The organism is Enterobacter cloacae complex sp. P38RS, from assembly GCF_014930775.1.
GTDB lineage: Bacteria > Pseudomonadota > Gammaproteobacteria > Enterobacterales > Enterobacteriaceae > Enterobacter > Enterobacter bugandensis.
In genome coordinates this window covers 210,786-230,803 of sequence record NZ_JADBRS010000004.1, presented here as the reverse complement: position 1 = coordinate 230,803, position 20,018 = coordinate 210,786, and the positions used below count along the sequence as shown (strand labels likewise).

At 51.3% G+C, this 20,018-nt stretch carries 21 protein-coding genes and 2 pseudogenes; 11 read left to right on the top strand and 12 right to left on the bottom strand.

Annotated features, from left to right (window positions below):
* Window positions 1-116 precede the first annotated feature (116 nt).
* Together IM303_RS08540 and IM303_RS08535 are read right to left on the bottom strand one after the other, a co-directional pair.
* Window positions 117-1,526 carry a PLP-dependent aminotransferase family protein gene (locus IM303_RS08540; protein WP_048959047.1) on the bottom strand — a complete coding sequence of 470 codons (1,410 nt, stop codon included), beginning with the start codon at window positions 1,524-1,526 and terminating at the stop codon, window positions 117-119.
* Window positions 1,527-1,607: 81 nt separating this feature from the next.
* Window positions 1,608-1,796: a hypothetical protein gene (locus IM303_RS08535; protein ID WP_028013309.1), complete on the bottom strand. Its 189-nt coding sequence runs from the start codon at window positions 1,794-1,796 to the stop codon at window positions 1,608-1,610.
* Window positions 1,797-2,221: 425 nt separating this feature from the next.
* Between IM303_RS08535 and IM303_RS08530 the strand changes: the two genes are divergently transcribed.
* The 6 genes from IM303_RS08530 to hslJ all read left to right on the top strand — a co-directional run bounded on the left by IM303_RS08530 (window position 2,222) and on the right by hslJ (window position 6,664).
* The gene (locus tag IM303_RS08530) at window positions 2,222-2,704 is read left to right on the top strand and encodes an Hcp family type VI secretion system effector (protein WP_193359827.1); all 483 of its coding nucleotides are present in this window, start codon (window positions 2,222-2,224) and stop codon (window positions 2,702-2,704) included.
* On the top strand, window positions 2,701-3,180 hold the full coding sequence (locus IM303_RS08525) for a DUF2778 domain-containing protein (protein WP_072058755.1): 480 nt from the start codon (window positions 2,701-2,703) through the stop codon (window positions 3,178-3,180). The genes IM303_RS08530 and IM303_RS08525 overlap by 4 nt, the downstream gene beginning before the upstream one ends.
* A gap of 381 nt (window positions 3,181-3,561) precedes the next feature.
* Entirely contained in the window at window positions 3,562-4,962 is a 1,401-nt protein-coding gene (locus IM303_RS08520) for a cytochrome ubiquinol oxidase subunit I (protein ID WP_048999936.1), read from the top strand.
* Window positions 4,962-5,972, top strand: a complete 1,011-nt coding sequence (cydB, locus tag IM303_RS08515; protein ID WP_048999938.1) for a cytochrome d ubiquinol oxidase subunit II — start codon at window positions 4,962-4,964, stop codon at window positions 5,970-5,972. The genes IM303_RS08520 and cydB overlap by 1 nt, the downstream gene beginning before the upstream one ends.
* Window positions 5,972-6,100, top strand: a complete 129-nt coding sequence (locus tag IM303_RS08510) for a DUF2474 domain-containing protein (protein WP_008501283.1) — start codon at window positions 5,972-5,974, stop codon at window positions 6,098-6,100. Before cydB ends, IM303_RS08510 begins: the two co-directional genes overlap by 1 nt.
* A 126-nt stretch (window positions 6,101-6,226) precedes the next feature.
* Complete coding sequence (hslJ, locus tag IM303_RS08505; protein WP_048999940.1) at window positions 6,227-6,664, top strand: heat shock protein HslJ; 438 nt, start codon at window positions 6,227-6,229, stop codon at window positions 6,662-6,664.
* Here the strand turns inward: hslJ and IM303_RS08500 are convergent, their stop codons facing one another.
* Window positions 6,665-6,931, bottom strand: a complete 267-nt coding sequence (locus IM303_RS08500; protein ID WP_028013313.1) for a DUF333 domain-containing protein — start codon at window positions 6,929-6,931, stop codon at window positions 6,665-6,667.
* A 271-nt stretch (window positions 6,932-7,202) separates the two neighbouring features.
* On the opposite strand from IM303_RS08500, the gene nifJ reads away from it, so the two are divergent.
* On the top strand, window positions 7,203-10,727 hold the full coding sequence (gene nifJ / locus IM303_RS08495) for a pyruvate:ferredoxin (flavodoxin) oxidoreductase (RefSeq protein WP_193359826.1): 3,525 nt from the start codon (window positions 7,203-7,205) through the stop codon (window positions 10,725-10,727).
* A 389-nt stretch (window positions 10,728-11,116) separates the two neighbouring features.
* The gene (ompC, locus tag IM303_RS08490; RefSeq protein ID WP_028013315.1) at window positions 11,117-12,256 is read left to right on the top strand and encodes a porin OmpC; all 1,140 of its coding nucleotides are present in this window, start codon (window positions 11,117-11,119) and stop codon (window positions 12,254-12,256) included.
* 336 nt (window positions 12,257-12,592) lie between these two features.
* Here ompC and IM303_RS22235 read toward each other — a convergent pair whose 3' ends face one another.
* The 6 genes and pseudogenes from IM303_RS22235 to IM303_RS22230 form a co-directional block, all read right to left on the bottom strand.
* A complete protein-coding gene (locus IM303_RS22235; protein WP_223239581.1) occupies window positions 12,593-12,670 on the bottom strand; it encodes a hypothetical protein in 78 nt (25 codons plus the stop codon).
* A 68-nt stretch (window positions 12,671-12,738) separates the two neighbouring features.
* Complete coding sequence (locus IM303_RS08485; RefSeq protein ID WP_193359825.1) at window positions 12,739-13,161, bottom strand: GFA family protein; 423 nt, start codon at window positions 13,159-13,161, stop codon at window positions 12,739-12,741.
* A gap of 3 nt (window positions 13,162-13,164) precedes the next feature.
* Window positions 13,165-13,362, bottom strand: a complete 198-nt coding sequence (locus tag IM303_RS08480; RefSeq protein WP_028013317.1) for a hypothetical protein — start codon at window positions 13,360-13,362, stop codon at window positions 13,165-13,167.
* A 60-nt stretch (window positions 13,363-13,422) separates the two neighbouring features.
* Window positions 13,423-13,854: a VOC family protein gene (locus tag IM303_RS08475; protein WP_192979456.1), complete on the bottom strand. Its 432-nt coding sequence runs from the start codon at window positions 13,852-13,854 to the stop codon at window positions 13,423-13,425.
* Between the two features lie 95 nt (window positions 13,855-13,949).
* Window positions 13,950-14,294: a DUF1294 domain-containing protein gene (locus tag IM303_RS08470; RefSeq protein WP_028013319.1), complete on the bottom strand. Its 345-nt coding sequence runs from the start codon at window positions 14,292-14,294 to the stop codon at window positions 13,950-13,952.
* Window positions 14,295-14,422: 128 nt separating this feature from the next.
* Window positions 14,423-14,512 (bottom strand): annotated as a pseudogene (locus IM303_RS22230) (ABC transporter); the annotation flags it as partial.
* 63 nt (window positions 14,513-14,575) lie between these two features.
* Here IM303_RS22230 and IM303_RS22225 point away from each other — a divergent pair.
* From IM303_RS22225 to IM303_RS08460, 3 genes and pseudogenes are all read left to right on the top strand, one after another.
* Window positions 14,576-14,680: pseudogene (locus tag IM303_RS22225) on the top strand (site-specific integrase); the annotation flags it as partial.
* Between the two features lie 298 nt (window positions 14,681-14,978).
* The gene (locus IM303_RS08465) at window positions 14,979-15,668 is read left to right on the top strand and encodes an SOS response-associated peptidase (protein WP_193359824.1); all 690 of its coding nucleotides are present in this window, start codon (window positions 14,979-14,981) and stop codon (window positions 15,666-15,668) included.
* Between the two features lie 197 nt (window positions 15,669-15,865).
* Window positions 15,866-16,669, top strand: a complete 804-nt coding sequence (locus IM303_RS08460; protein ID WP_193359823.1) for a hypothetical protein — start codon at window positions 15,866-15,868, stop codon at window positions 16,667-16,669.
* Window positions 16,670-16,780: 111 nt separating this feature from the next.
* Here IM303_RS08460 and IM303_RS08455 read toward each other — a convergent pair whose 3' ends face one another.
* The 3 genes from IM303_RS08455 to IM303_RS08445 all read right to left on the bottom strand — a co-directional run bounded on the left by IM303_RS08455 (window position 16,781) and on the right by IM303_RS08445 (window position 19,942).
* Complete coding sequence (locus IM303_RS08455) at window positions 16,781-18,049, bottom strand: Y-family DNA polymerase (RefSeq protein ID WP_193359822.1); 1,269 nt, start codon at window positions 18,047-18,049, stop codon at window positions 16,781-16,783.
* A gap of 2 nt (window positions 18,050-18,051) precedes the next feature.
* Window positions 18,052-18,471 carry a translesion error-prone DNA polymerase V autoproteolytic subunit gene (locus IM303_RS08450; RefSeq protein WP_020884462.1) on the bottom strand — a complete coding sequence of 140 codons (420 nt, stop codon included), beginning with the start codon at window positions 18,469-18,471 and terminating at the stop codon, window positions 18,052-18,054.
* Window positions 18,472-18,655: 184 nt separating this feature from the next.
* The gene (locus IM303_RS08445; protein WP_193359821.1) at window positions 18,656-19,942 is read right to left on the bottom strand and encodes a phage tail protein; all 1,287 of its coding nucleotides are present in this window, start codon (window positions 19,940-19,942) and stop codon (window positions 18,656-18,658) included.
* Between the last annotated feature and the right edge of the window lie 76 nt (window positions 19,943-20,018).

Here is a 20,018-nt window from a genome sequence, read left to right as displayed (position 1 = left end):
TAGACAAGGAGTTAGCCGCGAAAGCCGGTATGCAGATTTCATATGATATGGCACCGCAAAATATTTGCCGTGCCGTCGTCAGGATAAGAAATGATTATTTAAATAAAGGGGAAAAGTTATTCCATCATTGTGCTAATTAATTTACCTAACTGAATGACCGCCTGCTCTTCCCGCTCGCCCCACGCCCAGGACGTATTAAACCGGAAGAACGGCGTCCACGCGTCAGAGGTGGAAAACATCTTTCCGGGCGCAATGCTGATATGGTGCGTTAAGGCCTTTTCGCTCAGCAGCCCCGCGTCCAGCTGCGCAGGTAGCTCCAGCCATAAAAAATAGCCGCTGTCGTTGTGGTGGATTTTGACACCGGCGGGCATATGGCGCAGAAGCGACTGCCACGCCTGCTGTTTTCGCTCTGCGAGGGTTCGTCGCAGGCGGCGCAGATGGGCGTCGTAGCGTTTTGTCGCCAGATAGTCCACCAGCGCCAGCTGCATGGGGGAACTGGTTGAAAGCGTGCTCATCAGCTGCAGCTGCTGAATGCGGCGCGCGTGTTTTCCTGCCGCCACCCAGCCGATGCGAAACCCCGCCACCAGGCATTTTGAAAAGGAAGAGCAGTGAAGCGTCATATCTACCCGGTCCCAGGCTTTGGCCGGAAGCGGTTTTTCGCGACCAAAATAGAGCTCGCTGTAGACATCGTCCTCGATCAAAGTGACGTTGTGTTCCGTCAGGAGCGCGACCAGACGCGCTTTTTTTTCCGCACTCAGCGTAAAGCCAAGCGGGTTTTGGCCGTTGGTCATGAGCCAGCAGGCTTTTACGGGGTAGTCGTTCAGCGCCTGCTCCAGCGCATTCAGATCGATACCCTCCCGGACGTCTGTGGCGACCGACAGCGCTTTTAGCTTCAGACGCTCCAGCGCCTGCAGTGCGCCGTAAAAACACGGGTTTTCAACAATCACCCAGTCTCCTGGCTCCGTCACCGCCTGCAAACTCAGGTTGAGGGCCTCAAGGGCGCCTGCGGTAATGACGATCTCGTCCGGCGAGATGTTCATCCCCTGCTGCGCATAACGGCGCGCAATGGCGTGACGGAGTTCAGCGTTACCGGGCGGCAGGTTCTCAATCACACTCATTGCGGTAGCGGTTTTACTGACGTTTGCCAGCGAGCGGTTGAGCTGCTGAAGCGGGAAAAGCCGGGGGTCGGGAAACGCGGAGGCGAAAGGAACAACGGACGGATCTCGGCTGGCCTGTAAGACCTCGAAGATATAGGTGTTGATATCTACCGCTTCATCACGCATTACCTGGGCAGGCGGCGCAGGCTGTTGTGCGGTCGGGCGCGAGGCAACGTAATAGCCCGACTGCGGCCTGGCGACAATGCGCCCCTGACTTTCCAGCATCTGATACGCGTGGCCAACGGTCATAAAGCTCATGCCGCTGCTTGCCACCTGCTCTCGCAGGGAAGGCAGCTTATCGCCTGGCAGCCAAACGCCAAGCTCAATCTGCGAGATAATTTGTTGCGCCAGACGCTGGTATTTTTTCATCAGATTCTCCTTATTGCCGACAGTGTATATCAGCAGGAGAAAAAGAGAAGATTTTGCTAACTGTTATAGTTTAAGTAAAAATTACTTACGGTACTCGGTAACGTGGCTTTGCGCCTGACGCGCAGCGGCCAGGTGATCGAGCGTGATCATTGACGATTTGCAAAAGATGCATTTCGCACCGAGCGGGTTTTTCTCAGATACATCAAAGACTGAGGTACGGTACTGCGAGCCATGACAGCATGGGCAGCGGAAATGGATATAAGAAGTCATAGGATTCTCCTGTGAACGTAAAAACGTAAATTACTCATGAGCCGATCAGGCAATAATGGTTTTAAACAAAACTAATCGGAATGTAGATAAAGACCCAAGAGAGGCTGCGGAGAGGCACAACGTGATGAGAACTGCTTTATGAAACTACGTCAGATATTTTTTTGGACTCAAAACCAGAAGACCATTAACGCACGGCGATGACGACAAAGCAAGCGGTTTAATGCCTAAAATTCATAAAAATAGTGTTTTTATTCAGAAACGCTTAATGCGGCACAAAATATTAGCGGGACCAATCTCAAGAAAAACATTTATAAATCAATGAAATATAAATATTTTGCATGGCATTTTTTGTCTAATCACCATAACACATTGGGAGTATTAACATCCATTCGGTATACGAACTGTGAAAGAAAAAGGAGTTTAAGATGGCCATTCCAGCATACCTGTGCCTAAAAGACGACGGTGGAGCAGATATCAAAGGCGCTGTCGATGTACAAGATCGTGAGGGCAGTATCGAGGTGTTGGGATTTAGTCATGGCCTGCATCTACCAACAGATAACATGACGGGGAAAATTACTGGTACTCGTATTCATTCAGCTCTCGTTTTTGAGAAGGAATTCGACAGATCAAGTCCCTATCTCTACAAAGCCGTAGCAAAAGGTCAGACGCTGAAAGGGGCTGAATTTAAATGGTATAAGATCAACGATTCCGGGCAGGAAGTTGAATACTTCAATATGCAGCTAGAAAATGTCAAAGTCGTCTCTATATGTCCACTCATGCATGACATTAAAAACCCGGCAACGGAGAAGCATAACCATCTGGAAAGTATCTCCCTGCGTTACGAAAAAATAACCTGGAAACACTGTGACGGTAATATTATTTTTTCTGACGAGTGGAAAGACAGATGATTCGGTGCACTTTTCATTTGAACGGCTATCAGCTTTCCACTTTGAGTTGCCCCGGCTTAGGCTTTTTCCCCGCGTATTCTGGAAATTCCGGGCATAACAGAAATAATCCTAATGCCGTTGCGACTCCTGAGGTGGGCCCCTTACCCCCAGGACTCTATTATATCGTGACACGTCCACGAGGCGGTTTTGGTACTCACTGGCATGACGCAATTAAAGGGTTAGAAAGCGGATCAAACCGTGACTTTTGGTTTGCTCTTTACCGCCACGATACTCACATTGACGACAGAACTTTTATCAATAATGTTGAGCGTGGTTCTTTCCGGTTACACCCGGCGGGACAATCTGGGATTAGCAATGGATGTATTACGTTGCCAAATCACTCCCATTACAGAATTCTGATGCATGGTCTACTGGCATCCGGCACGTTTAAAGTTACTGCTGGGTTAGATGCACTTGGAACAATACAGGTATATTGATGAATGCAAAAAAGCATACCCTGACCTGGGTTGTTGAAACATTGATGCTGTTTGTTATTTACTCACTTGTATGTTACTTCATGCCTGATGTATTACTTTATCATCTCTTCACCAGACATTTTGGCTTTATGACTGAACTTGAATGGAGTGAAAGCTATACACTGTTGCTTTTCATCTTCTCATTTTTGCTCAATGCCATGTTGATTTACCTCTGGGCATTACGAAAATGAACCTCCCTTGGGCAGAAATATTGCCGCCCAGCAATATAAAGCAAAGGCAGGCAAGAAAACTGTTATAGATAAATAACCCAGGTCTGTCTCTGCAACCCAGCGCTGGCGCGGCTTAGAATGGCATCGACATAATTACATCGCGGAGTATTGCATGTTTGGTTTAGATGCTTTTCACCTTGCGCGGATACAGTTTGCCTTTACCGTATCCTTTCACATTATTTTCCCGGCCATCACCATCGGCCTGGCCAGCTATCTTGCCGTGCTCGAAGGGCTGTGGCTGAAAACAAAAAATCCGGTCTGGCGCTCGCTGTACCATTTCTGGTCGAAGATTTTTGCCGTCAACTTTGGCATGGGCGTGGTCTCCGGGCTGGTGATGGCCTACCAGTTTGGCACCAACTGGAGCGGCTTTTCGCAGTTTGCAGGCAGCATTACCGGCCCGCTACTGACCTATGAAGTGCTTACCGCCTTCTTCCTCGAAGCCGGGTTCCTCGGCGTGATGCTGTTCGGCTGGAATAAAGTGGGGCCAGGGCTGCACTTCTTCTCCACCTGCATGGTGGCGCTGGGCACCATTATCTCAACCTTCTGGATCCTCTCCTCGAACAGCTGGATGCAGACCCCGCAAGGCTACGAGATCGTCAACGGTCAGGTGGTACCGGTGGACTGGTTCGCCGTGGTATTTAACCCCTCTTTCCCCTACCGCCTGCTGCACATGTCGATTGCGGCATTCCTGAGTAGCGCCCTGTTTGTCGGTGCATCCGCGGCATGGCATCTGCTGCGCGGGAATAATACCCCTGCCATTCGGGCGATGTTTTCGATGGCGCTGTGGATGACGCTGATTGTTGCACCCATCCAGGCCCTGGTTGGCGATATGCACGGGTTGAACACCTTAAAGCATCAGCCCGCCAAGATTGCCGCTATTGAAGGCCATTGGGAAAACCCGCCGGGCGAGCCTACCCCGCTGCTGCTGTTTGGCTGGCCTGACATGGAGCAGGAGCGCACCCGCTTTGGACTGGCGATCCCGGCGCTTGGTAGCCTCATCCTGACGCACAGCCTGGATAAACAGGTCCCTGCGCTAAAAGAGTTTCCAAAAGAAGACCGTCCTAATTCCACCATCGTCTTCTGGTCGTTCCGCATTATGGTGGGTTTAGGGATGCTGATGCTGCTGCTTGGGGTAGTGGCGCTTTGGCTGCGTTATAAAAAGCGGGTTTATTCTTCGCGTCCGTTCCTGTGGTTTGCCCTGCTGATGGGGCCATCCGGGCTGATTGCCATTCTGGCCGGATGGGTCACCACCGAAGTCGGCCGCCAGCCGTGGGTGGTCTACGGACTCCAGCGAACGAAGGATGCGGTTTCAGCCCATGGTGACCTGCATATGAGCGTGAGCCTGCTGGCCTTCTTCGTCGTCTATACCTCGGTATTCGGCGTGGGCTACAGCTATATGGTGCGCCTCATCCGAAAAGGCCCGCAGCCGCATGAATCGTTCGCCACCGAGTCCGATGGACGCCCGGCGCGCCCGCTTTCTGCCGTCACAGCTGAACATAAGGAGCAGCCATAATGGGTATCGATCTTTCCATTATCTGGTTTGTCATCATCGTCTTTGCCACGCTGATGTATATCGTCATGGACGGGTTTGATCTGGGAATCGGTATTCTGTTCCCGGCAACACAAAACGCCGACGATCGCGACGTGATGGTCAACAGCGTCGCACCGGTCTGGGACGGCAATGAGACCTGGTTGGTGCTGGGTGGTGCCGCCCTGTTCGGTGCATTCCCACTGGCCTATGCGGTGATTATTGATGCTCTGACCATTCCGCTGACGTTAATGCTGATCGGACTTATATTCCGCGGCGTGGCGTTTGAATTTCGCTTTAAAGCCACCCCGGCCCACCGTCCTTTCTGGGATAAGGCGTTTATTGGCGGTTCCGTTCTGGCGACCTTTACCCAGGGCGTGACGGTAGGTGCCGTCATTAACGGCTTTAGCGTCACTGGCAGAACGTATACCGGTGGACCGTTTGACTGGTTTACCGCGTTTAACCTGTTCTGCGGCGCGGGTCTGGTGGTGGCCTACGCGCTGTTAGGCTCAACCTGGCTGGTGATGAAAAGCGAAAATGCGCTGCAGCAGCGGATGCGTGAGGTATCGAAAACGCTGTTAATCGTGCTTCTGGCGTTTATCGCAGCGATCAGCCTCTGGACGCCGCTGGCGCACCCGGCCATCGCGGCGCGCTGGTTTACGCTGCCGAATCTGTTTTATCTGCTGCCAGTCCCTGCCCTGGTCATCATGTTTAGCTTCTACCAGTGGCGCTGCCTGAGTAATCCTGACAGCCATGCTCGGCCGTTTATTCTGACGCTTGGGCTAATATTTCTCGGCTTTAGCGGGCTTGGGATCAGCATCTGGCCGCATATCATACCGCCGTCGATCACCCTGTGGCAGGCCGCCGCGCCGACGCAAAGCCAGGGCTTTATGCTGGTGGGCGCGCTGTTGATCATTCCCGTTATTCTGGTCTACACCTTCTGGAGCTACTACGTATTTCGCGGCAAAGTTCAGCCTGGGGAGGGTTATCACTGATGCAACAACCTGTCTGGAAAAGATTGCTGTGGCTGGCCATTATCTGGGGCGGCAGCGTTCTTGCGCTGGCAGCAGTCAGCATGCTCTTTCGCATGCTGATGACGGCTGCCGGGTTTAAATCGCATTAAACTTCATTCCGGGCAGCCCTGCGCTGCCCGGCACCACCCCGCACTTTCAGATAAACCCCATTAACGCACCGCAGAGTATCGTTACACTGGTAAAAGATTCACAGAATTTATTATTTGAGAAGAAAAATGAAAAAGCTCATCGCGTTAAGTGTTATCAGCCTTGTCCTCAGCGGCTGCGTTAATCCAGGCAAAGCATCCGTTCAGCCGGATCAGCTGAAGAGCCACCGTTTTGTTCTGGAAAACGTGGACGGCAAATCCGTGAAGGGCATGACAACGCAGCCTGAGATCGCTTTTAACGCGCTTCCCGACATTAGCCTCATTGATAACATTAGCGTTTCGGGCCAGATGTGTAACCGCTTCAACGGGCAGGGAAAGCTGTCCGAAGGTGAACTGAAAGTGAAAACGCTGGCGATGACCCGCAAATTTTGTACCGAACCACAGCTTAACGAGCTGGATCAGGCCATCGGCGACATGCTGCGCAAAGGGGCGCAGGTCGACCTGACTGAAGACCAGCTGACGCTGGCGACGGCCGATAAGACGCTGATGTTTAAGCGAGCAGAATAATCAGTAGCTACCGCAGCTTCCAACGGCAAGCGACTGTTCACTGCAGCGTTTGCCGTTTGGCAAGGCGCACATCCCAATAGCCGAACCGTCAAGCTGGCGGGCAACAGACAGCGAGCCGCCAATCATGGCGCAGTTGGCCTGGCCTGAACTGGACATTGCCGCTTTCATTCCCGGCGCCACGTGGGCCGCCGTGGCCTGCTGCACAGGTTCACTGCTACATGCCGACAACAACAACGCGGCACATCCTACCCAAAATGCTGAACGCATGCTCTCTTCCCCGTAATTAGTGCGAAACCTAAGCATAATAGGCATCACATCCCGTGTCGTCGAGAGCGGAAGTGCGTATTTATGCGCCGCTGAAACAATTTCTCGCAATTTTTTCGCCCTAAGTTTGATCTAACCATTGATGGTGGGAATACCGAGGACACAAAAGCGAAAATCGTAAAACCCCCTGTTTGCTAGACTACACAGATAATATTCAGGGTTTGTCGCCTTATGACAGCCCCCTATTTTTTGCGCAATGTAAGGGTGTCGTCCTATGCAAACTATTGACGGTAATGGTGCAGTTGCCTCAGTCGCGTTTCGCACCAGTGAAGTTATCGCCATCTATCCGATCACGCCAAGTTCAACTATGGCCGAGCAGGCGGATGCCTGGGCGGGAAACGGGTTAAAAAACGTCTGGGGCGATGTCCCGAGAGTGGTTGAAATGCAGTCTGAAGCGGGTGCGATTGCTACGGTCCACGGTGCGCTGCAGACTGGCGCGCTTTCCACGTCGTTCACCTCCTCTCAGGGATTGCTGTTGATGATCCCAACGCTGTACAAACTCGCGGGACAACTGACCCCCTTCGTCCTGCACGTCGCGGCGCGTACGGTGGCCACCCACGCACTCTCAATTTTTGGCGATCACTCGGACGTGATGGCCGTGCGCCAGACCGGATGCGCGATGCTGTGTGCCAGCAGCGTTCAGGAAGCGCAGGACTTTGCCTTAATTTCGCATATCGCCACGCTCAAAAGTCGCGTGCCGTTTATTCACTTCTTTGATGGTTTCCGTACCTCTCACGAAATCAACAAAATCGTCCCGCTGGCGGACGAGACTATCCTTGAGCTTCTGCCGCAGGCGGAAATCGACGCGCATCGCGCCCGCGCCCTTAACCCGGAACATCCGGTAATTCGCGGGACATCGGCAAACCCGGATACTTATTTCCAGTCACGCGAGGCCACAAACCCGTGGTACAACGCGGTTTATGACCACGTCGAGCAGGCAATGAATGACTTTGCCGCCGCAACCGGACGCGTGTACAAGCCGTTCGAATACTACGGCCATCCGCAGGCCGAGCGCGTGATTATGCTGATGGGATCCGCTATCGGCACCTGTGAAGAAGTCGTTGACGAGCTGCTGACCCGCGGCGAAAAGGTCGGCGTGCTTAAAGTGCGTCTTTACCGCCCGTTCTCGGCTAAACATCTGCTCTCTGCCCTGCCGGAAAGCGCGCGTACCGTGGCGGTGCTCGATCGAACCAAAGAGCCGGGCGCACACGCGGAACCGCTGTATCTTGACGTGATGACCGCCCTCGCTGAAGCCTTTAATAACGGCGAACGTGAAACGTTACCGCGCGTTATTGGCGGTCGCTATGGCCTGTCTTCCAAAGAGTTTGGGCCGGACTGCGTGCTGGCCGTGTTTAACGAGCTAAGGGAAGCGAAACCCAAGCCGCGTTTCACGGTCGGCATTTATGATGACGTAACGAATCTTTCCCTGCCTTTACCGGAAAATACCCTGCCTGCGACGGCCAAACTTGAAGCGCTGTTCTACGGCCTGGGCAGCGACGGCAGCGTCTCGGCCACCAAAAACAACATCAAGATCATCGGCAATTCAACCCCGTGGTACGCGCAGGGTTACTTCGTCTACGACTCCAAAAAAGCTGGCGGTCTGACCGTTTCTCACCTGCGCGTCAGCGAGCAGCCCATCCGCTCGGCCTACCTTATTTCTCAGGCCGACTTTGTTGGCTGCCATCAGCTGCAGTTTATCGACAAGTACCAGATGGCTGAGCGCCTGAAGCCCGGCGGTATTTTCCTCCTCAATACGCCATACAATGCGGATGAGGTCTGGGCGCGCCTGCCGCAGGAAGTACAGACGGTGCTGAATCAGAAAAAAGCCCGATTCTATGTGGTTAACGCGGCGAAAATTGCCCGCGAATGTGGCCTGGCCGCGCGTATTAATACCGTCATGCAAATGGCCTTCTTCCATCTGACCAATATCCTGCCGGGCGACAGCGCGCTGGTGGAACTTCAGGGCGCCATCGCCAAAAGCTACAGCAGCAAGGGGCAGGAGCTGGTAGAGCGAAACTGGCAGGCGCTGGCGCTGGCGCGCGAGTCGCTGTTCGAGGTGCCGCTGCAGCCGGTCAATGACGCCAGCCCGAATCGCCCTCCGGTGGTCTCGGATTCCGCACCTGATTTCGTGAAGACCGTCACGGCCGCCATGCTGGCCGGGCTGGGTGACGCCCTGCCCGTCTCTGCGCTGCCGCCGGACGGAACCTGGCCGATGGGCACCACCCGCTGGGAAAAACGCAACATCGCCGAAGCGATCCCCATCTGGAAAGAAGAACTCTGTACCCAGTGTAACCACTGCGTCGCGGCCTGCCCGCACTCGGCCATTCGCGCCAAAGTGGTGTCACCGGAAGCAATGGAAGATGCCCCGGCCAGCCTGCACTCTCTGGATGTAAAATCCCGCGACATGCGCGGCCAGAAATACGTTCTGCAAGTCGCACCGGAAGACTGCACCGGGTGTAACCTGTGCGTTGAGGTTTGCCCGGCGAAGGACAGGCAGAACCCGGACATCAAAGCCATCAATATGATGTCGCGCCTTGAACACGTTGAAGAAGAAAAAGTGAATTATGACTTCTTCCTGAACCTGCCGGAAATCGATCGCAGCAAGCTGGAACGCATTGATATTCGTACCTCGCAGCTGATCACGCCGCTGTTCGAGTACTCCGGCGCCTGCTCCGGCTGCGGTGAAACGCCGTACATTAAGCTGCTTACCCAGCTGTACGGTGACAGGATGCTGATTGCCAACGCCACCGGCTGCTCGTCTATCTATGGCGGTAACCTGCCCTCCACGCCGTACACCACCGATGCGAATGGGCGCGGTCCGGCATGGGCAAACTCGTTATTCGAGGATAACGCCGAATTTGGCCTGGGCTTCCGACTCACCGTTGACCAGCACCGCGCGCGCGTAATGCGCCTGCTTGAACAATTTGCCGATAAGATCCCGGCTGAACTTAACGCGGCGCTACACGCAGAAGCCACGCCAGAGGTTCGTCGCGAGCAGGTAGCTGCACTTCGCAGCGCACTCAAGGGAATTGACGGCGCTGAACAGCTTCTGACCGACGCTGACGCCCTGGTCGAAAAATCGATCTGGCTGATTGGCGGTGACGGCTGGGCTTACGACATCGGCTTTGGCGGGCTGGATCATGTGTTAAGCCTGACCGAAAACGTCAACATTCTGGTTCTGGATACGCAGTGTTATTCCAATACCGGTGGGCAGGCATCGAAAGCCACGCCGCTGGGCGCCGTCACGAAATTCGGTGAACACGGAAAACGCAAGGCGCGTAAGGACCTTGGCGTGAGCATGATGATGTACGGCCACGTTTACGTCGCGCAAATCTCGCTGGGGGCGCAGCTTAACCAGACGGTGAAAGCCATTCAGGAGGCTGAAGCGTATCCGGGGCCGTCGCTGATAATTGCCTACAGCCCGTGCGAAGAGCATGGCTACGACCTGGCCCTCAGCCACGATCAGATGCGTCAGCTGACGGCCACCGGCTTCTGGCCGCTCTACCGGTTCGATCCGCGCCGTGCGGACGAGGGCAAATTACCGCTGGCGCTGGATTCACGTCCGCCGTCAGATGCCCTGGCAGAGACGCTGATGCAGGAACAGCGCTTCCGCCGTCTGAATGCGCAACAGCCTGAGGTGGCAGAACAGCTCTGGAAAGACGCCGCCGAAGATCTGCAAAAACGGTATGACTTCCTGGCACAAATGGCGGGTAAAGCCGAAAAATCAACCAGCGACTAACTCCACTGCCCGGCTTGTCCGGGCATTTTTTTGCCATAAAAAAAGCCCGATGTCTTCACATCGGGCTAATCCAGATAATTAATGAATCTCTCTTTAGTTTCCCAAATGACATTCACGATAATCATGGATAAATAATCTTAAAGGCATATAACGGGGCAGAGATTACCTGATTCAACCGCTGATTAATAATTTTTATTTAATATGAATCATTTTCAATCATTCACCACAACAATGATCATTTCCGCGGATTTATTCATTTGAGATTTTACTCAATTAGTAACAATTATATTTTATTACTCTTTCGCAGGAGTGATTTAGCATGGGACAACTTTCGGTTTCAGAAAGTTCAACAGGTAATCAAATAAAAACAACTGCAAAGGAATATCGCGATGCAAAGAAAAGTACTGGCTCTGATGATTCCAGCTCTGTTAATGGCTGGCGCCGCACATGCGGCAGAAATTTATAATAAAGACGGCAACAAATTAGATCTGTACGGAAAAGTAGATGGTCTGCACTATTTCTCCGATGATGCCTCAAAAGACGGCGATCAAACCTACATGCGTCTGGGTTTCAAAGGTGAAACGCAGATTAACGACATGATGACCGGCTACGCGCAGTGGGAATATAACATTCAGGCGAATAACACCGAAGGGTCTGATAATCAGTCCTGGACGCGTCTGGCCTTCGCGGGTGTCAAAGTGGGTGACTACGGTTCCTTCGATTATGGTCGTAACTATGGCGTGCTGTACGACGTGGAAGGCTGGACCGATATGCTGCCTGAGTTCGGTGGCGACTCTTACACCTATGCGGATAACTTTATGACCGGCCGCGCCAACGGCGTGGCAACCTACCGCAACACTGACTTCTATGGTCTGGTGCAGGGTCTGAACTTCGCGCTGCAGTATCAGGGCAACAATGAAGATGCCAGCAACAATCAGGAAGGCACCAACAACGGCCGCGACATGCGTTATGAGAATGGCGACGGCTTCGGTATTTCAACCACCTATGATTTCGGCATGGGGTTCAGTGCCGGTGCCGCCTACGCCTCATCTGACCGTACAAATGACCAGGTAAGCGCAGGTACTGGCGCTGCGTCTCAATATGCGGGTGGTGATAAAGCGGATGCCTGGACTGCAGGCCTCAAATATGACGCAAATAATATCTACCTGGCGGCGATGTATTCTGAAACCCGTAATATGACGCCGTACGGTTCAGGTGATAGCAAATCAGGCGGCGGTATTGCCAACAAAACTCAGAACTTCGAAGTGACCGCACAGTACCAGTTCGATTTCGGTCTGCGTCCGGCCATTTCTTACCTGCAGTCTAAAGGGAAAGACCTGGGCAACGGTCAGGGCGATCAGGACCTGGTTAAATATGCGGACGTAGGCGCGACCTACTATTTCAACAAGAACATGTCTACCTACGTTGATTATAAAATCAACCTGCTGGATGAAGATGACAGCTTCTACAAAAACAACGGTATCAGCACCGACGATGTCGTTGCATTAGGCCTGGTTTACCAGTTCTGATGGTCAGAGCCCGCAGCGTCATGCGGGCTCTCCTTTTTTTGATGTTTGTCTCACAACAGCGCTTTATCGCGATATTGTTGAGGATAAGTTGAAAGAAAGCGGGTTAGACTGCGCCGATATCCCCCTCTTCATTAAGGATACCTGCGTTGTTTGGTCGTATATCCGTTACCATTCTGACACTTTTAGCATGCTTGTGGATGGCGTTAATCTTTGATTTTCGAGATATTGTCGGGCATCTCGGCGCGCTGTTAAACCATCTGGATCGCCATTAACTCTTACTTCCTGGAAACAAAAAGCCACCAGCAGTGCCGGTGGCGGTCATACGCATTTCGAGCGTTATTTTTTCACGGGTTGAGGTTTTTTATCCCCTGATTCCGGGGCCTCACGCGGATCGTCTTTTTCTACACAGAGCATAATTTCTCCTGTTTTAGAAACCCACTTCCCACTATAGCCAGGCTGATAAAAAAAAGGCCAGGCGGTAATTAATCTTGATTGCTCTCTTTTTTGCGAAACGAGAGATAGCCAAAAACGCCGCTTTCGCCGTCGCTCGGATGGTTTACGCCATCCATCACCGTCACTTCTGGGAAATCAAACGGCGACACATTTTTAAAACAGGCCACATTGACGCCGTATTCATTTGGGTTAGAGCGACGCTGATGGAACGTGTAAATCCCGCAGACCGAGCAGAAGAAATGCCGCGCCGTCCCCGTGTTGAACCGGTACTCCGTCAGCTTATCCTCACCTCTGGTCACGGTGATACCCGACAGCGGTGCAGAGACCACAACCGCGCCCCGCATACGGCAAAAAGAGCAGCTGCAGCGCCGCGCGGTATTCAAGCCGTCAGTCAGTTCGACGGTAAAAGCCACCGCACCACAGTGGCACTGTGCATGACGAATGTCAGCCATTGGCTATACCCCTTTTCTTACCAGTTCGGCAGCTTTGAGAAAAACCTCATCTTCCACACCATCGCCTTTCTGCCTGCCCAGCCTGACCAGTTCGTTGACAATGCTGTCACGATCGATCGTTTTTTGCGATGAAACCAGCCCTATAACGGCGGCCCCAATCGCCAGCCCCACTAATCCTGTTTGTTCGTCTTTGTTCTTCATACTCATGCTCCTGATACAACAAACAAGCGTAGCAGGATTTTCAGACCGTTTTCAGGCGTTTTACTCTTTCGCCTGGATCGCTGTTATTCCGACACGCTGGCCGTATGAGAGCTCTAGGGTATTACCGTCAGGATCGGCAAAAAATACATAATAGCCGACGGGGTCACCCAGATCTTCCGGCGCTTTCCTCAACACCCCTTCTTTAGCAGCCATCGCGGTTTTTCTGTCAATTTCTTCGCGCGTGGCGCAGGCAATCCCAAGATGGCCAAAATGCCCCAGCGGCGTATCGGTCACGGTGTCCGCCTGCACCAGAACCAGCGCAAAAGGACGCGTATGGTCAGTTAGCCACGCCACTTTACGGGCAGTTGGAAGATCGGGCTCACGCGAATGGATGACGTCCATCCCGGCATATCGGCGATAGAAAGCAAGGCTCTTCTCCAGATCCCTGACCATAAACGCAACATGAGTGAATCCTACATCAATGTCTTTCATTTTAAGATGTTACTCCTGTATCAACATGTCGTAGCCATCTTAAAAGCTCAAGTTAACTTGAGGTCAACGGTGAATTTGTGCGGTCCTGATGATGTTCAAAAAAGAATAAAGGGACAGAAATGATAAAGCGCCGCCGTGGCTGAAATATTCACGACGATGCTCAGCAAAAACCAGGTTTTGAAGGGCTGCTTCTGCGTTTTATGGCGAAAGAGCTGTTGGCCCAATATGGCGCCTGGCCACCCTCCCACAGTACCAAACGTCAGTAAAGTGACTTCCGGTATCCTGCGCATCGCTTTTCGTGCCGCCGTTTTGTCGACACCATAAATCGCTATCGTCAGCATATTAATCAGCAGAAACCACATGGCAAAAGGATACGAGGAAAAAAAGCTGCCGATCGCAGCGAGGATCAGCAGAACAAAACAAAAGCGATTCAATGTCATAGGGTCAGTCACGGAATATGTAAGCGTATGTCGGGAAAGCATTATACGCTATCTTACGCATGTATCCGGTCAGGTGCTATCAGCCCGCTATTGCATGCGGGCCTCAAAATGAATGACCTCTTCGACGCACCGAATTGCATTTTGTGAAGCTTCGCATACGCGCCGTCATGAGCAAGCAGTACCTTATGGCTTCCGCGTTCAACGATAACGCCAGTTTGTTTTGGTCCCCCCTCCCGGATGGCGAACAGAAAGCCGACTACGCTTTATTAGCTATTGCGCAGAGTGTAAAACGTGCTGGCATTCGCCGCCGGAATCCGTACCATACGCGGCATACTTTTGCCTGCTGGCTATTATCTGCCGGCGCTAACCCGTCTTTCGCCGCTACTGGCTCCGAAGGTAGTAATAAATGCAAGAAAATCAATCAAATACAAAGAAAGAGCAATACAACCTGAATAAGCTACGCTGATTTAGCCAACTCATTGATATCATTTATATTATCATTTAATTCAATTAGTTATAGCATAATAACTTCTCCCTAAAGCTACCCAGAACTACATATTTTGTGCCCTTTTTTTGCCCCTATTTCGCATTTTTGCCCCTAAATTTGCCCCTAACTTTAGCCAGTGTGCCCCCCTTCTTCTCCCTGCCCTATACTTTAAGTCTGACATCTGGCTGGAGGTTTCTATGTGTGGGCGTTTTGCACAAGCTCAAACGCGTGAAGAATACCTGGCTTACCTGTCCGATGAAGCTGATCGCGACATCGCATACGACCCTGAACCTATTGGCCGATACAACGTCGCGCCCGGCACCAAAGTGCTGCTGTTGAGCGAACGCGACGAGCAGCTGCATCTTGATCCGGTTTTCTGGGGTTATGCGCCCGCGTGGTGGGATAAGCCGCCACTGATTAACGCTCGCGTCGAAACCGCGGCCGCAAGCCGAATGTTTAAACCTCTGTGGCAACATGGCCGGGCAATCTGCTTTGCTGATGGCTGGTTCGAGTGGAAGAAGGAAGACGACAAGAAGCAGCCATATTTCATTCACCGGGCAGACGGTCAGCCGATATTTATGGTAGCGATCGGCAGTACGCCGTTCGAACGCGGCGATGATGCAGAAGGTTTCTTGATCGTGACGTCTGCAGCTGACAAAGGACTGGTCGACATTCACGACCGCCGGCCACTGGTTCTGTCGCCTGAGGCGGCCCGGGAGTGGATGCGCCAGGATATAGGCGGGAAAGAAGCTGAGGAGATAGCCGCCGACGGTGCTGTGCCAGCTGACAAGTTTATCTGGCACGCCGTGATGCATGCGGTGGGAAACGTGAAAAACCAAGGGCCTGAGTTAATCGAAGTTATCAATATAGGCGCATCAAAGAAGTGATTTCTTTGGAAAAGGACCAGAAATCGTATTGTTCAAACAGCATAAATAATGGCACACTATCACAAACAAAAATTTAGCGGTGGCGTCTTCTAAGGATTTACACATTGAGCTTTACTTTTTATGATTCAAACTCTAATAATGTTCCTTAGCACACTCGTTAGTTGTTAAGTTGCGCTTTTTCAATATGGAGGTTAATTGTGTCGTCAAATGAGAATAGTAGAAAATTTTTTGCGTTACAAGATGAAAATTATAAAAAAAAACTTGCGAGCCTCGATCCTGAAAGGTCAGGCATTGTAATTACTTGTCCTCAATGTAATGCCCTTAGCTGGCTAAAACTATCAGAAAGCAGAAGTGATTGGGATGACCAAATTTATTTAGCTTGTCCTTCCGCTTGTGGGTATGGTGGATTTGTCGAAACATTCCAACCTAAAGCAATAAAAAGAGAAGAAGCTGGTAATTTTGATATTGACACTATATGCAGTCGATACAAGACTCCGTATGCCTTTAACGGATATGTCCATAGATGCCCTTTTTGCTGTATTGAAAATCCTAGGGAGATCTTATTCTCTTTTGTAGAGAAAGCTGAAATAGCTCATAAGGAAAATCACTCCCGAGAAAAGCTAATTCAATTAACAAATGATATTGTGAGCGCTTTCGATGGTGTAATGAAACGCTGCTTTCAAATTCATATGTCTAATAAAAAAATTACGACCTATAAAACACCCTCCTTTCAAAATATTATAGCTGTTAAAGATGATATTGCTCACTTGATTAAAATTGACAAAATTGTTGATGATTGGAGAATGTTTATAAAAGTTTTTCAAAAAAGGCACTTATTTGTACATTCATTAGGAGTTGTCGACCAAAAATATATCGATAAGACAGGTGATACATCGGTCATCATCGGTAAGCAGGTGCCCTTAAATTCCGAAGAGGTGCTATTTTTAGCGCGAAACGCATTAAAGATTGTTATGACCTTTTTTGGACATCACTTATCGTAATATTTAAATCGCCTTTTTAATTATTTCCATTTCTCTAAAATGGAATAATGAACTTAAAAATTTAATATCACATACTTTAAGCCTGTTAAATTCAGGCTTAATAACCTATATTTAGCGGACTCTAATAAGATCCGAATATCTTGTAGTATATCGTGGCGACAACATTTCTCGCTTCATCTGCCACTGCTGCTGTATGCCCTGCCCGGCAAAGTAGAGTGTGCCTTTTCCATCTTTAGCGTTCAGGCGATCGAGCACTTCCATCAACCTTTCGCTACCTGCTCGCGGTGCGTTCTCATCGAATAAGTTGAGCTGGGCCACACCTTGACTGAAGAAGTCTCCGAGCATAATGCCAGCTTTCTGGTACCGGTGGCCTTCCTTCCAGATTTTGTCCAGACACTTTACCGCTGCATTGATGATGTCGCGGGTATCCTGAGTAGGGGTGAGAAGCTTCACTGACGCACTGTTACCGTAATATGGCTCATTCAGGGCAAAAGGTGACGTCTTTACGAACGCCGAGATAAAACGGCAGTACTGGTGCTCTCCACGTAGTTTTTCAGCGCCTCGGGCGGCATAAGAGCAAATAGCCTGCCTCATTTGTTCGTATTCAGTGACACGTTCGCCGAATGACCTGCTGCAGACAATTTCCTGCTTTGCTGGTGCAAACTCTTCCAGATCCAGGCATGGTTCTCCGCGTAGCTCCCGGACCGTTCGCTCGAGCACCACGTTAAAATGTTTACGGATAATCCATGTGCTTTGTTCTGAGAGGTCCAGAGCCGTTTTGATGCCCATGGCGTTCAGCTTCTTACTGATGCGCCTGCCGACGCCCCAGACATCCTCCACAGGCACTATAGCCAACAAGCGACGCTGGCGATCGATATTGGACAAATCAACAACCCCACCCGTCTGCCTTTGCCATTTCTTGGCGGCGTGGTTGGCCAGCTTGGCCAGCGTCTTTGTCTGGGCAATTCCTACCCCGACGGTCAGGTGCGTCCGCTTCAGAACGGTAGCGCTGATTTCTTTGCCGAACTCAGTAAGATCCCGGCAATTGCGAACACCTGTCAGGTCACAAAAAGCTTCATCGATACTGTAAATTTCCACGCGAGGGCTCAGCTCCTCCAGTGTGGTCATTACTCGATTCGACATATCAGCATACAGCTCATAGTTGCTGCTGAAGCAGACAACGCCAGCGCGCCGGAAAAGCTCCTTTTGCTTGAAGAACGGCTCTCCCATAGTAATTCCAGCGGCTTTGGCCTCGGCGCTGCGCGCTATTACACAGCCGTCATTGTTCGAGAGAACAACTACTGGACGCCCTTTTAAGTCGGGCCGAAACACCGTCTCGCATGATGCATAGAACGAATTCACATCACAGAGAGCAAACATATTCAGCTCGCAGATTTAACGATGAAAGTCACGACGCCGAAAACATCCAGCGTGTCTTCGCTGCCAACAACGATAGGGCTGTAGGCGCTGTTCATAGGATTGAGCTGCACGGTCGGGCGCAGCTGCAGGCGTTTAACAGTGAACTCCCCTTCTACAGCGGCGATGACAATGTCACCATGCTCAGCTGTACGAGAGCTGTCCACCACCAGCAAATCACCGTCGCTGATCCCGGCTTCGATCATTGAATCACCCGCGGCTTTAACGAAATATGTGGAGCTCGGGTGAGCGACAAGTAACTCATTGAGATCGATGCGCTGTTCCACGTAATCAGCCGCGGGGCTCGGGAAACCACACTGGACTAAGTCACTGAAAAGCGGGAGAGCGATGATTTCTCGCAGTTCTGTTGGCCTGATGAATTCCATTACACACACCTCAAATACTGTTTTTATATACAGTAGTTTTATTTATAAGTGTCCGCAAGATACAGGCCCAACCGTCACTGCTTAAAGCTTCGCCGTTTCGTTTCTAAGCTTTTCTCACGCTTCGAATTATGGCTTTTGTAAATTTTTCGACAATGGCCCTGGATGAGCAAAATTAGGCCATCTTTTAAACAGCTTGTTCCGGCTCGTCATTAAGCACAGTTCTGGCCGCATCAAGTTTTTTATTCCAGATGCTGTTAGCTGGCATTTCTACACGAACGCTGACGAACTGATCTGACGGGATATCAACCGGGTCTCCATCAGCTAACCCCGCCCGCTCATTTCTGGCAAATTCAGGGGCCGACGGGTGGGTGCGGTGATAGGTTTTAACCAGCACAGAACCGTCGGAATTAACCTTATAATCAAGCCAGATGAGTGGCTGTTTGTTACGGTCAGTAGGAATGTCAAAACCGCCATCTATACCGCCCCATGCAGCATCTGCATTCAAGCCGGTACAACCTTCAATCAGGTATTCCCCGATATCCAAGCGGGTTACGGCGCACCCCTCAGACTCATCGTTAAGCTGACATGCCCCATTCCCGAACAACTGTACAATAGGCGATGCACCTTTCAGCGTACCATCGGCTGCCCGAGTCGTGTTCCCGGTGTGGTAAATCTTCATCCAGCCAGTGTCTACGCCATCAGCCATTCCCATAAATTGTATAACTTTTCCACTAAGGATCAGTGCAGCAAAAGATTGTTGCGCTGCTGCTGAGCTACCGCTCCCAATATTTCTATCCGATAACCTGATACCTGAACCATACATACCTGGTCCTCCTGACGTGGCAGGTGAGACGTTGCAGAAGCGAGTACCCTGGCTTTTATCCCAGATGTCGCCAATTACTGCCAAGTTTTTAGAACCTACACCAAATGATCCTGGTGCCAGCACGTTGTTATCACCCTCACCTGTATTTTTGGTTGCAGCAGTACCTAATTCGAGGTTTGTTCGAGCGTCAACGGCATTCGTTGCTCCTGTCCCGCCCAGCGCAATCGGGGTCGCTCCATTGCTCCCTTTCTGAACAAGTTTACCGATGCCGGGGATGGTTATGGCGGTGCCGTTGATTGTAACGGTGATATTCTGGTTGGCTGAGGTTGTGGCGAACGTCTCCCACGCGCCAATGTTCTCGTCATACTCTTTGATGAGCTGCGACATCGCCTGTGCCAGTCCGTCGACAGAGATGTTGTCGGACACCAGGATTCCATACTTCTGACCACTCAGTGCCGGAGCGGCGGCAGGCGTAACCGCCATTGACGTGGCGCTGTTCACGGATGAAATCTGAAACATCTGCACCGGGTTGGACAAGACAATAATAGTCTGGCCAGCGCGAATCTGGCTGGCTGGCGCCGTCCAGTTTGTGCCCGTCCCGGTGGCTGTATTTCCGTTGATAGCAATGGTACCAGTGTTATAAAGCATGAACTACCTCACGATAATAACGATCGTTTAAAGCGATCAATAATGTAAAATTGATCGCTCTTATCAATCTGACTAT